Here is an 18,581-nt window from a genome sequence, read left to right as displayed (position 1 = left end):
ATTCTCGGTGTCCAAGGAGCGCGTCTAGGGTTGCCGGGCGATGGACTCTCGATCGGATCCGCTGGCCGCCCTGATTGCGCTGGAGGGCGTGGGCTCGGCTTACGCCGCGGCGCGTGACGGCATCGACGCGCTGCTGCGTGATCGGGGCCTGCGGCGGACAAACCCGGAGGTGACCGTCGAGTCGTTGCTTCGCGGCGCCCACGCGAGCGCCGTGCTCGAGGGGTCTGGCTCGTCGCTGGCCGAGGTGCGCGAGGGCGGGGGCGACGAGATCGCCGCGGCATCTCTTCGCGTCTCTACCGAGTTGTTGGGCCTCGCCCCGGCGCTGAGTCGGACACCGCTGCAGGTCTTCGCACGCCTCCATGCAGTGGCCGCTGCTGGTGTTCTCGACGTCGAGCGGCTGGGCCGCCCACGCGACGAGGCTGCCGCGACTCGGCTGCGCACCGTGGCCGAGGTGCTGACCGGGCCCACCCAGGCGCCGGCATTGCTGATCGCCGCGGTCCTCCACGCGGAGGTCGCGAGCGGGGCGCCGTTCGCCTCCCACAACGGACTGGTTGCCCGCGCGCTCGAGCGGTTGGTGTTGGTCTCCCGAGGGGTGGACGAGAAGTCGCTGACGGTGCCGGAGGCGGCCCACCTGGCGCTGCGGCCGGCGTACGAATCCCAGCTGCGCGCCTATCAAGACGGCGGGCAGGCCGGTGTGCACTCCTGGTTGCTCTACGCCGCGGAGGCCTACGCCCGGGGTGCGGAGGAGAGCCCGGTCGTTGCTGGCTGATCGCAGCGCCTTGCCTGGACATGCGGGCGGCACCCGCCTCGCAAGGTCTGGGTGCCGCCGCTGACACGTGAAACCGATGGTTACCAGGCGTGCATCATTCGAATTGCCGCCCCGGGCCTTTCCCGGTGACGGGCGCCCTGTCAAAGGGTCGATCGCCGCGTGGGTACCCGGTTCACGTGCTGGTCTTGAGTTGTCCTTGTCTCATGTTGTACGCCGACTCTGCGGCCACTTCAAGACTTGACAACGGCGCGCCGAGTCTCCTACGGCGCGGGCACTGCCTGGACCAACTCTCCGACATGCGGGTCCGCGAGGAACTACAGTCTCGACGTCAGCGGTGTGGAAGGCATGGCTGCCCTGTGGGCCGATGGAGTACTTGAATGACAGATACTGACGCGCTCCAGGGGCGACGGCGTCGCGCGCGATGGCTGACAGGGTTCGGTCTCGCGTTGTGCCTGATCGCATCTATTGGCTGGGTCGAGTTTGGTGCCGCGGCGAGGGCGGACGCGGCACCCGTCTACGTCTTGATGCTTGCCGCTGGCTTTGTGGGTGGCCTCGTCTGGTGTCTTCAGCTGCACATCGCAGTTCCTCGCCAGCCAAAGAAGGACGAAGTTGTTGCGGGCCGCTCGTTGGTCCTGACGCTCGGACTGCTTGCGGGTGCGGCAGGGGTAGGCGCCACCAGGGTTCTGGGCGACCAGGGCATGACATTTCTCTTTGCGTTGGCCGCTGGATTCGCGGTGCCGGTGGTGGGCCGCGGCCTCCTCGAACTCGTCCGCGCGTATTGGCCCGCGCCCGCACGCAAGGATCCCTCTTGAGCGCCTCGATCGTGAGGTGCGCCACCGCTTGACCGAGATAGTAGATCGCCTCGGGGGACTCGTGGTCGCCGTCTCGTAACAGGGCCATGTTCAACGACAACATCGGAGCCACCCCAGCCCAACGGCGGTTGCCGTCGTCCAGACAGTCATAGATCGGTTGCCAGGTCGAGTCCGGTCGCGAACCGACGATGAACCGCCAAGGCTGGCTGCTGAGTGCCGAGGGGGCCTAGGCCCAATGCCGCCGCGGAGAACATCGCCCTCAGCTCCGTGGGAGTGGTCGCTTACGGAAGGAAGGCGCGCGGGCTCGACCGCCGGCCGAGAAGATCGTGGATCGGCCGCTCGGGTCGATCCACGATCGTCGGCCGCGTGAAGCTGGTCATGCCGGGTCCCTGGGCGGCCTGGTCGATCGACGCCGTCAGCCCGGGCGAGCAACCTCGTGCTTGAGCCCCCCACGCCGGCGCCGGCGATGTCCGCGAGGGTGGTCAGCCGGGCGTGTCAAGCTAGAGACCAACAACACCGTTGATTCTCAGCACCCCAGCCTCAACCGATCCATCTCTGTGTGGACCAGGCCGTCTCGACAACCTCAAGGTAGGGAGCGAAGTCCAGTCCCTGTTGCCGGAGCCAGTCATCATCGTCGAAGGTCGCGTCGTAGCGGTCCGATCGATCGCACAACAGTGTCACGATGCTGCCCGGCTGCTCCCGTCCGTGCGTCTCGCAGGCGAGCCGTAGTGCGCCATAGAGGTTGGTCCCGGTGGACGGCCCGGCGCGCAAACCCGTGCGGTCGCCGAGGACACGCATCGCTGCCACGGACGCGGCGTCCGGGATCAGCATCATGCGATCGACTACGCCGGGAATGAACGACGGTTCAACGCGGGGTCGGCCGATCCCTTCGATCCTCGATCCGGGAGCGGTGGCCCTATCGCCGGCGTACCATGGGAGGAAGGCCGATCCCTCTGGGTCCACGATCGCGAGGCGGGTTTCGTGGCCGCGATAGCGCAGGTAGCGCCCGATGGTCGAACTGGTTCCTCCGGTGCCGGCGCCGACCACTACCCAGTCGGGGATGGGGAATGGTTCGTTGGTTAGTTGCTCGAAGATCGACTCGGCGATGTTGTTGTTGCCCCGCCAGTCGGTCGCCCGCTCGGCGTTCGTGAACTGATCCATGTAGTGGCCACCGAGGCGGTCGGCAAGGAGCCTGGCGGCGTCATACACCTCGTCGGCGCGTTCGACGAACTCGCAACGGCCGCCCTCGCGCTCGATCAGCGCCACCTTGGCCGGACTCGTCGAGCACGCGACGACTGCGACGAACGGCACCCCGATCAGGCGAGCGAAGTAGGCCTCGCTAATGGCCGTGGATCCGCTGGACGCCTCGACGACCGTCGTGGTGGGACCGATGTGGCCGGTGCAGATTGCGTGCAGGAAGAGGGACCGCGCCAACCGATGCTTGAGGCTTCCCGTCGGATGGGTCGACTCGTCCTTGAGGTAGATCAGTGCGGACGTATCGTCACCAGTCGGCAGCCTCACCATGTGGGTGTCGGCGCTGCGCGTCTCGTCAGCACGAAGAGAGTGGATAGCCTGTTCTATCCACTCTCGGTCGATGCTGGCCAACGGCTGGACGACTCTGATTGGGACCACAGACAAGGCTACTCCTGCTCAATAGGGTGCACGATGCCGGTGCATGAGTTGACTTTCCAGGTGTCGCCGCCGCCGATGAGGGCGCCGAGCCGCTCGGTGGCGGAACCGGAGACCTGCGCGGCGGCCTGGGCGATCTGGTCGCGGGCCAGGTCGTCGTATGTCGGTCGCGCGACCTGGCGGAAGATCCCGATCGGAGCCTGGTGGAGCTGACCGGCGTCGGTCAGCCGCGAGATCGCGAACGCCGTTGTCGGGTCCGACGTGTGCGCGTCGTGCACGAGGAGGTTGCCGGCGCTCACCTGGCCCTGGCCGTGGCCGACCTCGACGATCTTCACGCCGCCGGTGGCGGGGTCGCGGACCAGGCCGTGGCCGCCCCCACCCTCGCTCAGGCCGGCCCCGAAGCGGATCGGCTCGCCCTGGACGAGGGGGATGATCGCCTCGTCGCGGGTGACCGGGGACTTCACCGCGTCGAAGGCGCCGTCGTTGAAGATCGGACAGTTCTGGTAGATCTCGACGAAGGACGTGCCGCGGTGCGCGGCCGCCGCCGAGAGCACCTCGGTCAGGTGCTTGCGGTCGGAGTCGATGGTGCGGGCGACGAAGGTGGCCTCGGCGCCGAGCGCGAGCGAGACCGGGTTGAACGGGTGATCCACCGAGCCCATCGGCGTGGACTTGGTGACCTTGCCGATCTCGGAGGTGGGGGAGTACTGGCCCTTGGTGAGTCCGTAGATTCGGTTGTTGAACAGCAAGATCGTCATGTTCACGTTGCGGCGCAGGGTATGGATCAGGTGGTTGCCGCCGATCGACAGCGAATCGCCGTCACCGGTGACGACCCAGACGGAGAGGTCCTCACGCGAGGCGGCGATGCCGGTGGCGATCGAGGGAGCGCGCCCGTGGATCGAGTGCATGCCGTAGGTCTCGAGGTAGTAGGGGAACCGCGAGGAGCAGCCGATCCCGGAGACGAACACGATGTTCTCCCGGCGCAGGCCCAGATCGGGCAGGAAGCCCTGGACCGCCTTGAGCACGGCGTAGTCGCCGCATCCCGGGCACCAGCGGACCTCTTGGTCGCTGGTGTAGTCCTTGCCTGTCTCGGGCGAGTCGCCCTCGGCCCGGTTCGGTACCAGCTCGATGCCGCTCCTGAGCACGGGCAGCGGCAGGTCGGTGTCGGTCATCGCTCGTCTCCTGCCAGGGTGTCGATGCTCTCGCTCAGGTCGACCTCGATGCGCTCGGCCTCGGCGACCAGGTTGCCGATCGCCTCCGCGAGGTCGGCGGCCTTCAACGGCATGCCGTTGACCTGGTTGTAGCCCACGGCGTCGATGAGGTAGCGACCCCTGATCAGCAGTGCCAGCTGACCGAGGTTCATCTCGGGGATCAGGACCTTGTCGTAGCGCGCGAGGATCTCGCCGAGGTCGCGCGGGAACGGGTTGAGGTGACGCAGGTGGACCTGCGCGGCGCGGTAGCCGGCCTTGCGCACCCGGCGTACGCCGGCACCGATCGGGCCGTACGTCGAGCCCCAGCCCAGGACCAGGACCTTCGCCCGCCCATCGGGGTCGTCGACCTCCAGTGGCGGCAGCGACTCGGCGATCCGCTCCACCTTGGCCGCGCGCGTGCGGACCATGAAGTCGTGGTTCGCCGGGTCGTAGGAGATGTTGCCGTGACCGTCACCCTTCTCAAGGCCACCGATGCGGTGCTCAAGACCTGGCGTGCCGGGGATCGCCCACGGACGGGCCAGGGTCTCCTCGTCACGGGCATAAGGACGGAATGGGAGCGGAACGGGGCGCGCCCGACCGGCGCGCGGCGCACCAGACCGACGGAGAACCGGAGCGCTATTGGCAGGAATGCCGTCCGGGGACGGTGGAAGCGTTGCCACCTCTGGGGACTGGGTTGGAGGTGGGAATGCAAACTTGGGCTCGATCTCGGGCAGCTCCGACAGTTCTGGGATGCGCCAGGGCTCGGAGCCGTTGGCGAGCATGCCGTCGGAGAGGAGCATGACCGGCGTGCGGTAGGTGATCGCGATCCGGGCGGCCTCCAGCGCGGCGTCGAAGCAGTCGCCCGGTGAGCGCGGCGCGACGATCGGGACCGGCGACTCGCCGTTGCGGCCGAACATCGCCTGCAGCAGGTCGGCCTGCTCGGTCTTGGTCGGCAGCCCGGTCGAGGGGCCGCCGCGTTGTACGTCGATGACCAGCAGGGGGAGCTCGGTCATGACCGCGAGCCCGATCGACTCCGACTTCAGCACGATCCCGGGCCCCGAGGTCGTGGTGACGCCCAAGCGTCCGGCGAACGAGGCGCCCAGAGCGGCGCCGATTCCGGCGATCTCGTCCTCGGCCTGGAAGGTGGTGACGCCGAACGCCTTGTGCTTGGACAGCTCGTGGAGGATGTCGGAGGCCGGCGTGATCGGGTAGGAGCCGAGGAACAGCGGCAGCCCCGACTGCACGCCGCCGGCGACGAGGCCGTAGGCCAGGGCCAGGTTGCCGGTGATGTTGCGGTAGGTCCCGGCCGGCATCGGGGCCGGCTTGATCTCGTAGGAAACCGCGAACGTCTCGGTGGTCTCCCCGAAGTTCCAGCCCGTCCGGTACGCCGTGATGTTGGCGTCGCGGATCGCGGGGACCTTCGCGAACCGCTTCTCCAAGAAGCTGATGGTCGACTCGGTCGGCCGGCCGTAGACCCACGACAGCAGACCCAGGGCGAACATGTTCTTCGCCCGCGCCGCGTCCTTGCGCGAGAGCCCGAACTCCTTGACCGCGGCTACGGTCATCCCGGTCAGATCCAGCGCGTGCACGGCGAACTCATCGAGGCTGCCGTCCTCCAACGGGTTCTCGGCATATCCGGCCTTTGTCAGGTTCCGACCGGTGAAGTCGTAGGTGTCGACCATGATCGTCGCACCGCGCGGCAGGTCGCCCAGGTTGGCCCGCAACGCTGCGGGGTTCATCGCCACCAGCACGTCCGGCGCATCGCCGGGGGTCAGGATGTCGTGGTCGGCGAAGTGGACCTGGAACGACGACACGCCCGGCAGCGTCCCTTGGGGCGCCCGGATCTCAGCCGGGAAGTTGGGCAGCGTGGAGAGATCGTTGCCGAAGTTGGCGGACTCCTGGGTGAAGCGGTCGCCGGTGAGCTGCATGCCGTCGCCGGAGTCGCCTGCGAACCGGATGATCACACGGTCGAGGCCCTTGACCTGCTTGTCCATGCCTCCTCGTTCAGTTCCGTATATCCGCCGACCTGGTCCGCAGCCGTTTCGCGCGGTTCTGTGACCCCTTGTGGACTGTCCACTTCAACAATAGTATGACCTCTGACCTCTCACAAGGAGCATCATGGGAACGCGTGATTCGGTGTGGCTGCATGAGTTGACCTGGCCCGAGGTCGAGGAGTACCTCGCCGGCGACCGGGTGGCGATCGTCCCGATCGGTGCCACCGAGCAGCACGGCCTGGCCGGCGTGCTCGGCGTGGATGCGCTGGTGGCGATCACGCTCGCCGAGGACGCCGCGCAGCGTTCGGGCGTCCTGGTGACGCCGCCGATCTGGTTCGGCGACTCCGCGCACCACAGCGCCTTCCCGGGCACGATCACACTGCGGACCGAGACGCTCTCCGCGCTGGTGGCCGATGTCTGCCGGAGCCTCGCGAGCCACGGCTTCGACCGGATCATCCTGATCAACGGGCACAAGGGCTCCAACCTGCCCGGCCTGGTCACCGCGGTCCGCGGCCTGCACGAGCGCGAGCTGGGCGGCGTGATGTTCGCGGTCGCCGACCCGCTGCACCTGGCGCGCTCGGCCGCGGGCGCGATCAAGGAGACCAACGAGCACCACTGCGGTGAGCTCGAGCTCTCCCACGTGCACTACCGGTTCCCCGGCATGATCCGGATGGACAAGCTCAGCGACGCCGAGGTCGACTTCGACGAGGTCTTCGGCGGCTTCGTCGGCAACGACCTCTTCGGCCCGGCGCCGGACGGCGTCGAGATCATGTGGTCCGGCGCCGAGCAGCGTGCGTTCGCGCCTACCGGACAGTTTAGTTCCTCGGTGGGCGTCACCGAGGCCAAGGGCAAGCGCTATCACGACCACATCGTGGCGCGGCTGTGCGAGCTCGTCGACTGGATGCGCAGCTACGACGGGCCGATCGGCCGCCAGGAGCAAGAGTGAGCGCGTCGCAGCCCGAAGCGGGCGTGATCATCACCGACGTCCTGGTCATCGGTGGCGGCGCCGCTGGGATTTACGCGGCGCTGGAGGCTCGGGCGGCGGGCGCGGAGGTGTGCCTGCTGGACAAGAGCATGGTGGGCGTCGGCGGGGCCACGATCATGGCCCAGATGACGGTGGCGGCCGCCCTCGGGCACCGGGAGGAGGACAGCGCCGAGCTCCACTTCGCCGACACGATCACGAGCGGCAAGGAGTTGGTCAACGAGTCGCTGGCCGAGTTGATGACAGTGGATGCGCCGCGACGCATCCTCGAGACGCGGGACATGGGCGTGCGTTGGGCGGCGGACGGCGATCGGCTGCGTCAGGTGATCGCTCCGGGGCACAGTCGCCAGCGCTGCTGCTACGTCGACGTCCTGGCGACCGGCACTGGGGTCGTCAAGGGCATGAAGGTCGAGCTGCGTCGTCGGGAGGTCGAGCGCATGCAGAACCTCTACGTCACCGAGCTGCTTCGCGACGACGCGGGCCGGGTCTGTGGTGCTGCCGCCCTCCACATCACCGAGGGTCGCCCGGTCGCGATCTGGGCGGGTAGCGTTGTGCTCGCCTGCGGCGGCCTCACCGAGATGTACAGCCGCAACTCGGCGTCGGTGAACATGACCGGCGACGCGTACGCCCTCGCACTGGGAGTGGGTGCCGAGATCCTCGACCCCGAGATGGTGCAGTTCTTCCCGATCGGCAACCTAGCGCCGCGCACCATCGGGCTCGACCCGATCATGTGGGACCCGTTCCGCTACAAGCTCGGGGGCCGTCTCACCAACGGCCTGGACGAGGACTTCCTCGAGCGGTACGCCGGGGTGGCCGACGACGGCAAGTACACCGCGACCCGCGACGTCGTCAGCTACGCGATCCTCAAGGAGGTCGAGGCCGGCCGTGGCTCACCGCACGGTGGCGCCTGGCTGGACTTCCGGGGCATCCCCGCCGACGAGATCCGCGCGGCGTTCCCGCCGGTGGTCGACAAGTTGCTGGCACAGGGCATCGACCTGACCGAGCGCCGGGTCGAGGTCGGCCCGACCGCTCACTACACGATCGGCGGCGTACGGGTCGACGCACAGATGCGCACCAACGTCCCCGGCCTGCTCGCCGCGGGCGAGGCGGTCGGCGGCGCCCACGGCGCCAACCGGCTCTCCGGGAACGCCATCAGTGAGGCCTTCGTGTTCGGTGCCCGCGCGGGTACGACGGCGGCCGCCGACGCGGTCACCCTCGGTCGGCCGGACCCGACCAGCGCGGCTGCGGAGGTGATGGCCGCGGCCCTGGCCCGCATCGACGACGGCTGCGACCGCAACCCGGACAGCGGGATCTTCCTGCCGGCCCTGCGCCGCCGGCTCCAGGACGTGATGTGGCGCCGGGTCGGCCCGCTGCGCGACGAGGCGGGCCTGCTCGCCGCGGAGGCCGAGCTCGCCGAGCTCGCCGAGACCGTGGAGCAGGCCCACGTCGGACCGGCGCGCCGCCACAACCAGGAATGGGTCGAGCTGTTCGAGATGCGCACGATGCTGCGCAACGCGGCGGTGATCCGGCTCGGGGCGTTGGAGCGCCGGGAGAGCCGGGGAGCGCATCAGCGCGAGGACTTCGTCGCTGCCGACCCCGCGTACGTCCGCAACGGCGTGGTCAGTCAGGACGGCACGGGTCTCGTGCACCGCTGGGAGCGCGTCCCACACCGCGCCCCCGCCGTACCGGACCACCAGGCGGCTCCCCACGCGGCTACTCAGAAGGAGGTGCTCGGCGCATGAAGCTGAGCATTCAGCGCACCGGCGCGGACGGCGCTGACCGGGTCGACTCCTACGACGTACCCGAGTCCGAGGGGATGACGGTGCTCGACGCGATACTGTGGGTGCGCGAGTTCGAGGACCCCACCGTCGGCATCCGCTTCTCGTGCCGGCGGGCAAACGCCTGCAAGGAGTGCCTGGCCGTCGTGAACGGCGCGCGCACCTACACTTGCATCGTTCCGGCGACCGGCGAGGTGCTGGTCGAGCCGCTCTCGCACAAGCCCCTGGTCCGCGACCTGGTCACGCGTTTGTGACGGACAGGAGTACGAGAATGCGATTGGTCGTTGCCATCACTGGCGCCTCGGGTGCCATCTACGGCGTCCGGATCCTGCAGATGCTCTCCGCGCTGGGCGTCGAGAGCCACCTGGTCACCAGCAAGCACGCGATGCTGACCCTGGCCACCGAGACCGACTGGACCCCCGACGGCCTGCGCTCGCTGGCCACCTACGTGCACCCGGCCGGGGACGTCGGCTCGGTGCTCGCCAGCGGCTCCTTCAAGCACGACGGCATGATCATCGCGCCGTGCTCGGTGAAGACCCTGTCCGGCGTTGCAAACTGTTACGCCGACAACCTGGTGACCCGGGCCGCGGACGTCACGCTCAAGGAGGGCCGCCGCCTGGTGCTGGTCTTCCGCGAGACCCCGCTGCACCTCGGGCACCTCCGGCTGCTCACCCAGGCCGCCGAGATGGGGGCCACGGCCTTTCCGCCAGTTCCGGCGTTCTACCACGAACCCAAGGTGATTGACGACCTCGTCGACCAGACCGCCGGTCGGGTGCTCGACCAGTTCGGGCTGGACGCCGCGGTCGCGCGGTGGGAGGGCATCCGGCCGCTGCCGGAGCGAGTGAGTCACCCAGCCCCGACCGGTGATCCCGTCAACCGCTGAGCACGAATCGGAGAGAGAACTGACATGACTCAACCGAGTACGCGGCAGCTGCAGCGCAGGGTGCAAGACGACCAGCCGGCGATGGTCGTCGATGCCTACCACCAGGTGAAGGCGCTGTTGAGCGACCTGATCGGGCGTCTCGCCGCCGAGGGCCAGTTCCGGCTCCCGGCCGAGGACCAACTCAGCGCCACTCTTGGTGTGAGCCGGCCGACGGTCCGCTCCGCGCTCCTGTCGCTGCAGAAGGAGGGCAAGGTCTCGCGACTCCACGGCCGCGGCACCTTCATCAACAAGTACGCCCTAACGATGGGGGCCAACCTCGCCGAGGACCTTCCCTTCATGGACATCATCACCAACCTCGGCTACGAGCCCGGGCTGCGAACCCTCGCCATCGGCGAGGGGCCTCCCGAGGCCGAGATCGCCGCCAAGCTCAACCTTGAGGAGGTCGGTACGACGTGCACCGTCGACCGGCTCTTCGAGGCCGACGGGCGGCCCGCCGTGCTCAGCCGGGACTACGTCCCGGTCTCGCGGCTGCTGCGTCCGGTGGAGGAGGTCACGGCCGAGGCCTCGACCTTCGCCTTCGTCGAGCGCAACGTGCCGGGCCGGATCCAGTACTCAATCGCAGACCTGGTCCCGACCGCCGCGGACGAGCGCACCAGCGAGCACCTCGGCATACCGGCCGGCCGGCCGATGCTGCTGATCCGGCACCTGCACCTCGACGAGAGGCAGGAGCCGGTGGCGGTCACCGACGCCCTCGTCCACGACGAGATCCTGCGGTTCTCGATCGTCCGCACCTATCTCGACTGAGCGCCACCAACTCTCGACCGACGCCGCGACTGACCGGCCGGCCACAGATCCCATCTGGGCCGGCCGAAAGGAGACTCCGTGCCGAAGGACCTGCGCAGCTTCATGGCTGAGGTCGTCCAGCAACAGCCGGGAGGTTTACGTCGCGTCGACGTGCCCGTCGACCGGCGGTTCGGCATCAATGCCTATGGCGTCCGTGCCGAGCGGGAGCATGAGTACCCGGCGCTGCTGTTCACCAACGTGATGGGCTCCGAGGTCAGCTGTGTGACCAACCTGCTGGCGACCCCGGAGCGGATGGCGCTCGCCCTCGGCCGCACCGTCGACGAGCTGACCAAGTCCTCCGACCGCATCGAGAGCCCGCAGGCGCACCCGCCGGTCGAGGTCGCGGCGGGCGACGCCCCGGTCAAGGAGATCGTCTGGCGTGGCGACGAGGTCGACCTCGGCAAGCTGCCGATCCCGGTCCACAACGCACTGGACGGCGGACCGTTCCTGACCGCTGCCGTCGCGGTGATGCGCGACCCGGAGTCGGGCAAGATCAACGCCGGCATCTACCGCCATCACGTGTACGACGACCGCCACATGGGGGTCTGGTTCTTCGGCTCCCACCACGGCGGCACCATCCACCGGCGCTACGAGGGGAAGGGCGAGCCGACGCCGGTCGCCATCGTGATCGGCCACCACCCGGCGTTCCTGATGGGCGCGGTCTCGCGGGTGCCCGGCATCGGCGGCGAATACGACGCCGCAGGCAGCTTCCTGGGCGAGTCGCTCGAGGTCGTGCCGGCGGAGACCTCCGACCTGCTCGTCCCGGCGCGCGCGGAGATCGTGCTCGAGGGCGTAATCCTCCCGGCCGAGGAGCGCGAGGAGGGCCCGTTCGCGGAGTGGCCGGGCCACTACGTCGGCGGCGGCCCCAAGCCGGTGATCCGCATCGACGCGATCACGATGCGCCGCGACGCGATCTTCCAGGACATCCAGGCCTCCGGCCGCGAGCACCGGCTGATGGGAGCGCTGCCGCGGATCTCCAGCATCCACAAGAACGTCGGCCAGGTGATCCCTGGTCTGAAAGCCGTCAACGTGCCGGTCTACGCGCGGATGCACTGCTACCTGTCGATCAAGAAGGAGCAGGACAACGACCCCGTACGCGCGGCCACCACGGCGCTGAACACCGAGCCGGAGAACCTGCGGATGGTGGTGGTCGTCGACGACGACATCGACATCTACAACGAGGAGGAGATGGCCTGGGCCATCGGCACTCGGATGGATGCCGCGCAGGACCTGCTGGTGATCCCGGCCTGGAACGGCCCGGGTGGGCTGCTGCCCACCAACTGGGGCTACGACAAGGACGGCGGCCGTACGGCGCGCCGCTCCTCGGCGGTGATCATGGACGCCACCAAGCCGGCGCCTCCGGTGCAGTTCCCGGTGCGGGCCCAGGTGCCGCCCGAGGTCGTGGACGCCGTCGACCTCGCCTCGGCCGTGTCCGTGACGGAACCGGGAGGACTGCCGTGGCTGGGCTGAACTCTCGCCTGAGTCTCACCCTCGCCTGCGCCCGCTACGACCGGGTCGGCCCGCTGGCCGACGGCCGGGTCGCGGTCGAGGGCGTCGACCTCAACCTGGTGCCGCTGGAGCCCGAGGAGTGCTTCTGGCGGATGCTGCGCTTCGAGGAGTTCGATGCGGCGGAGATGTCGCTCTCGAGCTACTGCATGCTCAAGGCCCGCGGCGATGACCGGTTCGTCGGGATCCCGGCGTTCCTCTCCCGCAGCTTCCGGCACTCCAGCATCTACGTGCGCGCGGGCGTCGGCATCGAGAGCCCGAAGGATCTGGAGGGCCGCCGGGTCGGCGTACCGGAGTACCAGATGACCGCCTCGGTCTGGACCCGCGGCATGCTCGCCGACGACCACGGCGTCGACCTCGACTCGATCACCTGGTGCACCGGTGGCATGGAGGAGCCGGGCCGGGTCGAGCGGCAGAAGTTGATCACCCCCGACCGGGTGCGGATCGAGCCGATCGGACCCGAGTCCACCCTCTCCGGAGCCCTGCTGGACGGCGAGATCGACGCGCTGATGGCGCCGCGTATCCCGTCGGCGTTCAGCGGTGGCGACGGCCGGGTGCGCCGACTCTTCCCGGACTATGCCGAGCGCGAGCTCGACTACTTCCGGCGTACCGGCAACTTCCCGATCATGCACCTGGTAGTGGTCCGCGCCGGCGTCGCGCGCGAGCACCCGTGGGTCGCGCAGAGCCTCTACAAGGCGCTGCGCCAGGCCAAGGCGGTCGCCATCGACGGCATCCACGGGGCGCCGGCGTTGCGCTACACGATGCCGTTCCTGCTCGACGCCTGGGAGCGCCAGGTCGAGGTCTTCGGCCCGGACCCCTGGCCGTACGGCGTCGACGCCAACCGTGCGCAGCTGGAGACCTTCTCCCGCTACCTGACCGAGCAGGGCATCGTCGAGCAGAGCGCGCCGGTCGAGGAGCTGTTCGCCGCGAGCACGCTGATCGACTCGCGCATCTAGGCGCATCGAGAACCCAAGGAGTGCGGTGATCCCCCAGCAGTGGCCGGTCGATGTCGTCGAGATCGACATCGAGGTCGACCTCAACGGCAGCCCTCGGACGATGACGGTCGACCCCGTCCAGTCGCTCGCCTCCGCCGTACGCGCGGAGGGCCTGACCGGCACCAAGCTCGGCTGTGAGACCGGCGACTGCGGCGCCTGCGCCATGCTGCTGGAAGGCGTACCGATGGCGTCGTGCCTGTTGCCGGCCGTCCGGGCCGGTGGCCGGCGGGTCACCACCGTCGAGGGCCTGGGCACGGCCACGAGGTGAGCCCGCTCCAGGCGGCGTTCGTGCGGCACAACGCCAGCCAGTGCGGCTACTGCATCCCGGGCATCCTGGTCGCGGCCACGCCACTGGTGGACCGTGCGGAGCTGACCCGCGAGGACGTCGTCAGCGAACTGACCGGCAACCTGTGCCGGTGCACCGGCTACGAGTCGATCGTCGACGCGGTGCTGGACGCGCACCAGCACCAACATCGGGGCGAGCAGCACGGGGGAGACCAGTGACGAGCGAGGGCTGGGTCGGTCGCGGCGTCCCGCAGATCGACATTGAGGCCAAGCTGCGCGGGCAGACCGAGTACATCGGCGACGTCCGCCTGCCCAACATGGGTCACGCGGTGATCGTGCGCAGCACCGTGGCGCACGGGCGCATCCGCCGCATCGACACCAGCCGGGCCGAGCGGGTGCCGGGTGTACTCGCCGTCGCGACGGCGGCCGACGCCCCCGAGGTCAAGTTCGGCCCCTACACGCCGGACTGGGAGATCCTGGCTCGGCACAAGGTGCGCTTCATCGGCGACGAGGTGGCCGCGGTCGCCGCGATCGACGAGGCGACCGCGCGTTATGCCGCGGGTCTGGTCGAGATCGACGTTGAGGAGCTGCCGGCGGTCTTCGACCCGTTCGCGGCACTGGCCGAGGGCAGCCCGGTGATCTGGGACGAGTACGCCGACAACGTCTCCACGCTGTTCACCATCGAGCGCGGCGACACGGCCGCGGCCTTCGAGGCGGCCGACCTGATCGTCGACGACGTCTACGCGACCAGCCGGATGTACCACGCGTACCTTGAGCCGATCGGGGTGATCGCCCACTACGTCGACGGCGTCCACGTGCTGCACGTGCCCTCGCACATCCCGTACCGCGCGCGGCAGACCTACTCCACGGCGCTGGGCGTCAGCCTGGACAAGGTGCGCCTCGTGGTGCCGCCGATCGGAGGCAGCTTCGGCGCGAAGTACGAGATGAACACCCCGCTGATCGCGGCGCTGCTCGCGCGTAAGGCGGGCGTGCCGGTGCGGATCCTCTTCGGGCGTGACGAAGACGCGGCGTACCACCGGCCGCGGCCGCCCTTCGTCTTCCGCAACCGCATCGCGGTCCGCGCGGACGGCACGTTCCTGGGCCGCGACACCGAGGTCGTCGGCATCGCCGGGGCCCGGACCTACTGGTCGCCCGCGACGGTCGCGACCGCCGTCCACCGCCCGGACTCGCTCTACAACTTCAACGCGATGACCGGCCGCGGTCGCCTCGTCTACACCAACGAGTCGCCGACCACCGCGATGCGCGGCTTCGGCAACGCCGAGGCGCTCTTCGGCATCGAGCAGATGATCGACGAGATCGCGGAGCGGCTGGACATCGACCCGGTCGAGATGCGGCACCGCAACATCGTCAAGGAGGGCGAGACCTCCCTACACGGCTGGTACATCAGCTCCTCCAAGCTGCCCGCCTGCATCGACCGGGTCAGCGAGATGTCCGGCTTCGCCGAGCGCCGGCGACCCCGGCCGCCCGCGACGGCGGGGGAGCGCGTCGGCACGCTGCGCGGCACGGGCATCGCGCTCGGCCACCACGTCTCGGGCTACCGGCCGATCCTGCCCGACTACGACGGCTCCTCGGCGATCCTGCGGCTCGGCCCCGACGGCTCGATCCAGCTCTACGTGGGCGAGCCGGACGTCGGGCAGGGCCATGTGACCGTGATGGCGCAGCTGGCCGCCGACGAGCTCGGGGTGACCCCGGCCGACGTGCAGGTGCAGGGCATCGACTCGGCGTTCAGCCCGGCCGCGGTGGGCACGCTCGCGTCGCGGGCGGCCACGATGGCCGGCATGGCCACCCTGGAGGCGGCCGCGGACGCGCGCCGCAAGCTGATCGCCTTCGCCGCCGAGCAGTGGGGCGTCGCGGAGTCCGCCGTCGCCTGGCAGGCCGGCACGCTCAGCGACACCAGCGGCTTCAACGAGCCGCGCACGCTGCGCGAGATCCTGCACCGGTACGGCGTGGTGAACTGCGGGCTGCCGCTCCTCGCCCAGGGTGTGCACCACCCCAAGACGGTGATGCCCGACGCGACGAAGTACGGCAACGCCTCCCCGGCGTATCCCTTCGCCGCGCATGTCGCCGAGGTCGAGGTCGACTGCGACACCGGCCAGATCTCGCTGGTCGGCTACTGGGCCGCCCACGACTCCGGCACCGTGCTGAACCCGCAGACCGCGCGGGGTCAGGTGCTCGGCGGGATCGCCCAGGGCCTCGGGTGGGCGCTGATGGAGGACGTCATCATGAGCGAGGGCATGGTGCGCAACCCGAACTTCCTGGACTACCGGATCCCCGGCGCGGGCGACATGCCGCCGGCGGTCGAGGTCGAGTTCGTCGATGCGTATGAGCCGAACGGCCCCCGGGGCGCCAAGAGCGTCGGCGAGGTGGCGCTCAACCCGGTGGTCGCGGCGATCGCTAACGCCGTCTACAACGCGACCGGCCTGCGCTGCAAGGACTTGCCGATCTCGCCGGAGCGGATGTGGCGCTACCTGCATCTGGGCGAGCCAGTGGAGTCCTCGTCGGCAGGAGCGATGCGATGACCACCCGCGAGTACTTCGCCCCCGACTCGGTGGACGGCGCGCTGCGGACGCTCGCCGAGCGCCCGCAGGCGCACCTGCTGGCCGGCGGCACCGACCTGCTCAACGACCTGCGCCACGGCGTGATCGAGCCCGGCGACGTCGTCGACCTCGCCGGCGTCGCTGAGCTGCGCGAGCTCGACGAGGGGGCCGACGGCCTGCGGATCGGCGCGACGCTGACCATGCGCGAGCTGCTCGCCGCGCCGCTCGGCACCCGGCTGCGGGCGCTCCGCGAGGCCGCGGACTTGCTCGGCGGCCGGCAGATCCAGGCCGCGGCCACGGTCGGTGGCAACCTGTGCCAGGGCTCGCCCGCCGCCGAGGTCGCCACCGCACTGCTCGTCCACGGCGCCGTGGTCGAGGTGGCCGGCCCCGACGTACGGCGCGCGATGCCGCTCGCGGAGCTCTTCGCCGGCCCGCGGCGTACGACGCTGGCGCCTGCCGAGCTGTTGGTGGCCATCCGCGTCAGTGCGGCCGACGCCGTGTGGCGCTCGGCGTACCGCCGCATCGACCTGCGCCGCTCCGTGGACATCGCGATCGTCAGCGCCAGCGCGGCGCTCGACGTCGACGGCGGTGTGGTCCGGTCGGCGCGAGTGGCGGTCGGCGCGGCGCGGCCGGTGCCGTTCCTGGTGCACGAGGCGGCAGCGGCTCTGCTGGGGGTGGCGGTGGCCGACGAGGCGGCGTTGGCGGCAGCGGTCGACCGCGCGGCGGCGGTGGCGCGGTCGGCGAGCGCGCCGATCAGCGACGTCCGCGCGGGGGCGGAGTACCGCCGCGCGATGGTGGGTGTGGTGGTCGAGCGGGCGGTGCGAGCCGCCGTGGGGGAGGAACGATGAGAAGCGTGGACATCGCGGCGCTGGGGCTGCGTACCGAGGTCTTCATCGACGGCCGCTGGCAGGCGACCGCCGGGGGAGCGACTGCGGAGGTGATCGACCCGGCCACCGAGCAGGTCGTCACCACGATCGCGGTCGGTGGCGCCGCGGACGTCGACGCGGCCGTGGCCGCGGCCCGGCGGGAGATGGACGGCGGCGGCTGGTCGCGCACCAGCGGCACCGATCGGGGCCGGATCCTGGCCCGGGTCGCCGACCTGCTCGAGCGCGATGCCGACCGGCTCGCCCGGATCGAGACCCTCGACGTCGGCAAGCCGCTGGCCGACTCGGTCATGGTCGACCTGCCCGGTGCGATCGAGACGTTCCGCTACTACGCGGGCATCGCCGACGGCTGCCTGGAGGGGCGGGTCGTGCCGACCTCGCTGCTGCGGGGCCGGCCGACGCACTCTTACACGATGCGCCAGCCGATCGGCGTCGTGGGCGCGATCGTGCCCTGGAACGCGCCGCTGATGATCACCGCGTGGAAGCTGGCACCGGCGCTCGCCGCCGGCTGTGCGGTCGTGCTGAAGCCGGCGCTCGAGGCGCCGCTGAGCGTGCTGGCGCTGGCCGACCTGCTGGCCGAGGCCGGCGTACCCGACGGCGTGGTCAGCGTCCTAGCTGGGGATGCGGAGGCGGGTGCGGCGATCACCGCGCACCCGGGCATCGACAAGGTGACCTTCACGGGCAGCCCGGAGGTCGGCCGGCTGGTCCAGCAAGCGGCTGCCGGGACGTTCAAGCGGGTGACCCTCGAGCTGGGCGGCAAGTCGCCGCAGATCATCCTGCCGGACGCCGACCTGACCGCCGCCGTGCGCGGTACGGCGCGAGGCCTGTTCGCCAACCAGGGCCAGGTGTGTGCCGCGGGCACGCGGGTGCTGGTGCACCGCTCGATCGCGGGCGACGTGGTCGACGCGCTGGGCGACGCCGCGCGCGCCGTACAGGTCGGTGATCCGTTCGCCGCCGAGACCACGATGGGCTCGCTGATCACCGGCGCCCACCGCGACCGGGTGCTGGGCTACGTCCAGCGCGGCCTCGACGACGGGGCCCGGCTGATCACCGGCGGAGCGCCGATCGGCGCCACCGGCTACTTCATGGAGCCCACCGTGTTCGCCTCGGCGACACCGCAGATGGCGATCGCCCGCGAGGAGATCTTCGGTCCGGTCGGCACCGTCTTGGAGTTCGACGATCTCGACGAGGCGGTTGCCCTCGCGAACGACTCGACGTTCGGCCTGGCCGCCTCGGTCTGGACCCGCGACCTCGCCGCCGCCCACGAGCTGGCTGCGCGGGTGCGAGCCGGCTCGGTCTGGGTGAATGCCTGGGGGGCGATCGACCCGCGACTGCCCTGGGGGGGCATGCGGCAGAGCGGCATCGGTCGCGAGCTCGGCGCCGGCGCGATCGACTCCTTCGCCGAGGAGAAGGCGGTCCGCATCGTCTACTGAGCCCTCCTGAACCGAGGGATCGAAAGCCGCTGACGCTCTTGTG

General features: G+C 70.1%; 17 protein-coding genes. 14 read left to right on the top strand and 3 right to left on the bottom strand.

What is annotated here, in order from left to right:
- The first annotated feature begins 40 nt into the window (after positions 1-40).
- Positions 41-769, top strand: a complete 729-nt coding sequence (locus tag QM714_RS11935; protein ID WP_415100693.1) for an oxidoreductase — start codon at positions 41-43, stop codon at positions 767-769.
- A gap of 377 nt (positions 770-1,146) precedes the next feature.
- Positions 1,147-1,581 carry a hypothetical protein gene (locus tag QM714_RS11930; RefSeq protein WP_415100691.1) on the top strand — a complete coding sequence of 145 codons (435 nt, stop codon included), beginning with the start codon at positions 1,147-1,149 and terminating at the stop codon, positions 1,579-1,581.
- Between the two features lie 540 nt (positions 1,582-2,121).
- Here the strand turns inward: QM714_RS11930 and QM714_RS11925 are convergent.
- The 3 genes from QM714_RS11925 to QM714_RS11915 all read right to left on the bottom strand — a co-directional run bounded on the left by QM714_RS11925 (position 2,122) and on the right by QM714_RS11915 (position 6,391).
- The gene (locus tag QM714_RS11925) at positions 2,122-3,105 is read right to left on the bottom strand and encodes a PLP-dependent cysteine synthase family protein (protein ID WP_415101078.1); all 984 of its coding nucleotides are present in this window, start codon (positions 3,103-3,105) and stop codon (positions 2,122-2,124) included.
- Positions 3,106-3,221: 116 nt separating this feature from the next.
- Positions 3,222-4,379 carry a 2-oxoacid:ferredoxin oxidoreductase subunit beta gene (locus tag QM714_RS11920; RefSeq protein ID WP_415100689.1) on the bottom strand — a complete coding sequence of 386 codons (1,158 nt, stop codon included), beginning with the start codon at positions 4,377-4,379 and terminating at the stop codon, positions 3,222-3,224.
- Complete coding sequence (locus QM714_RS11915; protein ID WP_415100687.1) at positions 4,376-6,391, bottom strand: 2-oxoacid:acceptor oxidoreductase subunit alpha; 2,016 nt, start codon at positions 6,389-6,391, stop codon at positions 4,376-4,378. The genes QM714_RS11920 and QM714_RS11915 overlap by 4 nt, the downstream gene beginning before the upstream one ends.
- 124 nt (positions 6,392-6,515) lie before the next feature.
- Between QM714_RS11915 and QM714_RS11910 the strand changes: the two genes are divergently transcribed.
- The 12 genes from QM714_RS11910 (at position 6,516) to QM714_RS11855 (ending at position 18,538) form a co-directional block, all read left to right on the top strand.
- Entirely contained in the window at positions 6,516-7,337 is an 822-nt protein-coding gene (locus QM714_RS11910) for a creatininase family protein (protein WP_415100685.1), read from the top strand.
- Positions 7,334-9,115 carry an FAD-binding protein gene (locus QM714_RS11905; RefSeq protein WP_415100683.1) on the top strand — a complete coding sequence of 594 codons (1,782 nt, stop codon included), beginning with the start codon at positions 7,334-7,336 and terminating at the stop codon, positions 9,113-9,115. The genes QM714_RS11910 and QM714_RS11905 overlap by 4 nt, the downstream gene beginning before the upstream one ends.
- Positions 9,112-9,405, top strand: a complete 294-nt coding sequence (locus QM714_RS11900) for a 2Fe-2S iron-sulfur cluster-binding protein (RefSeq protein WP_415100681.1) — start codon at positions 9,112-9,114, stop codon at positions 9,403-9,405. Before QM714_RS11905 ends, QM714_RS11900 begins: the two co-directional genes overlap by 4 nt.
- A gap of 17 nt (positions 9,406-9,422) precedes the next feature.
- On the top strand, positions 9,423-10,034 hold the full coding sequence (locus tag QM714_RS11895) for a UbiX family flavin prenyltransferase (protein WP_415100679.1): 612 nt from the start codon (positions 9,423-9,425) through the stop codon (positions 10,032-10,034).
- A 24-nt stretch (positions 10,035-10,058) separates the two neighbouring features.
- Positions 10,059-10,838 (top strand): GntR family transcriptional regulator, encoded by a 780-nt coding sequence (locus QM714_RS11890; RefSeq protein WP_415100677.1) that lies wholly within the window; start codon positions 10,059-10,061, stop codon positions 10,836-10,838.
- 78 nt (positions 10,839-10,916) lie between these two features.
- Positions 10,917-12,347, top strand: a complete 1,431-nt coding sequence (locus QM714_RS11885; protein ID WP_415100675.1) for a UbiD family decarboxylase — start codon at positions 10,917-10,919, stop codon at positions 12,345-12,347.
- Complete coding sequence (locus QM714_RS11880; RefSeq protein ID WP_415100673.1) at positions 12,335-13,339, top strand: ABC transporter substrate-binding protein; 1,005 nt, start codon at positions 12,335-12,337, stop codon at positions 13,337-13,339. Before QM714_RS11885 ends, QM714_RS11880 begins: the two co-directional genes overlap by 13 nt.
- Before the next feature lie 25 nt (positions 13,340-13,364).
- On the top strand, positions 13,365-13,646 hold the full coding sequence (locus QM714_RS11875) for a (2Fe-2S)-binding protein (protein WP_415100671.1): 282 nt from the start codon (positions 13,365-13,367) through the stop codon (positions 13,644-13,646).
- Complete coding sequence (locus QM714_RS11870) at positions 13,643-13,882, top strand: (2Fe-2S)-binding protein (protein WP_415100669.1); 240 nt, start codon at positions 13,643-13,645, stop codon at positions 13,880-13,882. The genes QM714_RS11875 and QM714_RS11870 overlap by 4 nt, the downstream gene beginning before the upstream one ends.
- A complete protein-coding gene (locus tag QM714_RS11865) occupies positions 13,879-16,203 on the top strand; it encodes a xanthine dehydrogenase family protein molybdopterin-binding subunit (protein WP_415100667.1) in 2,325 nt (774 codons plus the stop codon). The genes QM714_RS11870 and QM714_RS11865 overlap by 4 nt, the downstream gene beginning before the upstream one ends.
- Complete coding sequence (locus QM714_RS11860; RefSeq protein ID WP_415100665.1) at positions 16,200-17,069, top strand: FAD binding domain-containing protein; 870 nt, start codon at positions 16,200-16,202, stop codon at positions 17,067-17,069. Before QM714_RS11865 ends, QM714_RS11860 begins: the two co-directional genes overlap by 4 nt.
- Entirely contained in the window at positions 17,066-18,538 is a 1,473-nt protein-coding gene (locus QM714_RS11855; protein ID WP_415100663.1) for an aldehyde dehydrogenase family protein, read from the top strand. Before QM714_RS11860 ends, QM714_RS11855 begins: the two co-directional genes overlap by 4 nt.
- Positions 18,539-18,581 lie beyond the last annotated feature (43 nt).

Source organism: Nocardioides sp. (genome assembly GCF_047602075.1).
GTDB lineage: Bacteria > Actinomycetota > Actinomycetes > Propionibacteriales > Nocardioidaceae > Nocardioides.
The sequence above is the reverse complement of the archived record's forward strand: the minus strand, read 5'-3'. Positions and strand labels throughout refer to the sequence as shown.

Coding starts and splice junctions, on each gene's coding strand:
- QM714_RS11895 (WP_415100679.1), top strand. CDS start 9,423: ATGCGATTGGTCGTTGCCATCACTGGCGCCTCGGGTGCCATCTACGGC.
- QM714_RS11855 (WP_415100663.1), top strand. CDS start 17,066: ATGAGAAGCGTGGACATCGCGGCGCTGGGGCTGCGTACCGAGGTCTTC.
- QM714_RS11910 (WP_415100685.1), top strand. CDS start 6,516: ATGGGAACGCGTGATTCGGTGTGGCTGCATGAGTTGACCTGGCCCGAG.
- QM714_RS11890 (WP_415100677.1), top strand. CDS start 10,059: ATGACTCAACCGAGTACGCGGCAGCTGCAGCGCAGGGTGCAAGACGAC.
- QM714_RS11930 (WP_415100691.1), top strand. CDS start 1,147: ATGACAGATACTGACGCGCTCCAGGGGCGACGGCGTCGCGCGCGATGG.
- QM714_RS11915 (WP_415100687.1), bottom strand. CDS start 6,391: ATGGACAAGCAGGTCAAGGGCCTCGACCGTGTGATCATCCGGTTCGCA.
- QM714_RS11920 (WP_415100689.1), bottom strand. CDS start 4,379: ATGACCGACACCGACCTGCCGCTGCCCGTGCTCAGGAGCGGCATCGAG.
- QM714_RS11900 (WP_415100681.1), top strand. CDS start 9,112: ATGAAGCTGAGCATTCAGCGCACCGGCGCGGACGGCGCTGACCGGGTC.
- QM714_RS11925 (WP_415101078.1), bottom strand. CDS start 3,105: ATGGTGAGGCTGCCGACTGGTGACGATACGTCCGCACTGATCTACCTC.
- QM714_RS11935 (WP_415100693.1), top strand. CDS start 41: ATGGACTCTCGATCGGATCCGCTGGCCGCCCTGATTGCGCTGGAGGGC.
- QM714_RS11860 (WP_415100665.1), top strand. CDS start 16,200: ATGACCACCCGCGAGTACTTCGCCCCCGACTCGGTGGACGGCGCGCTG.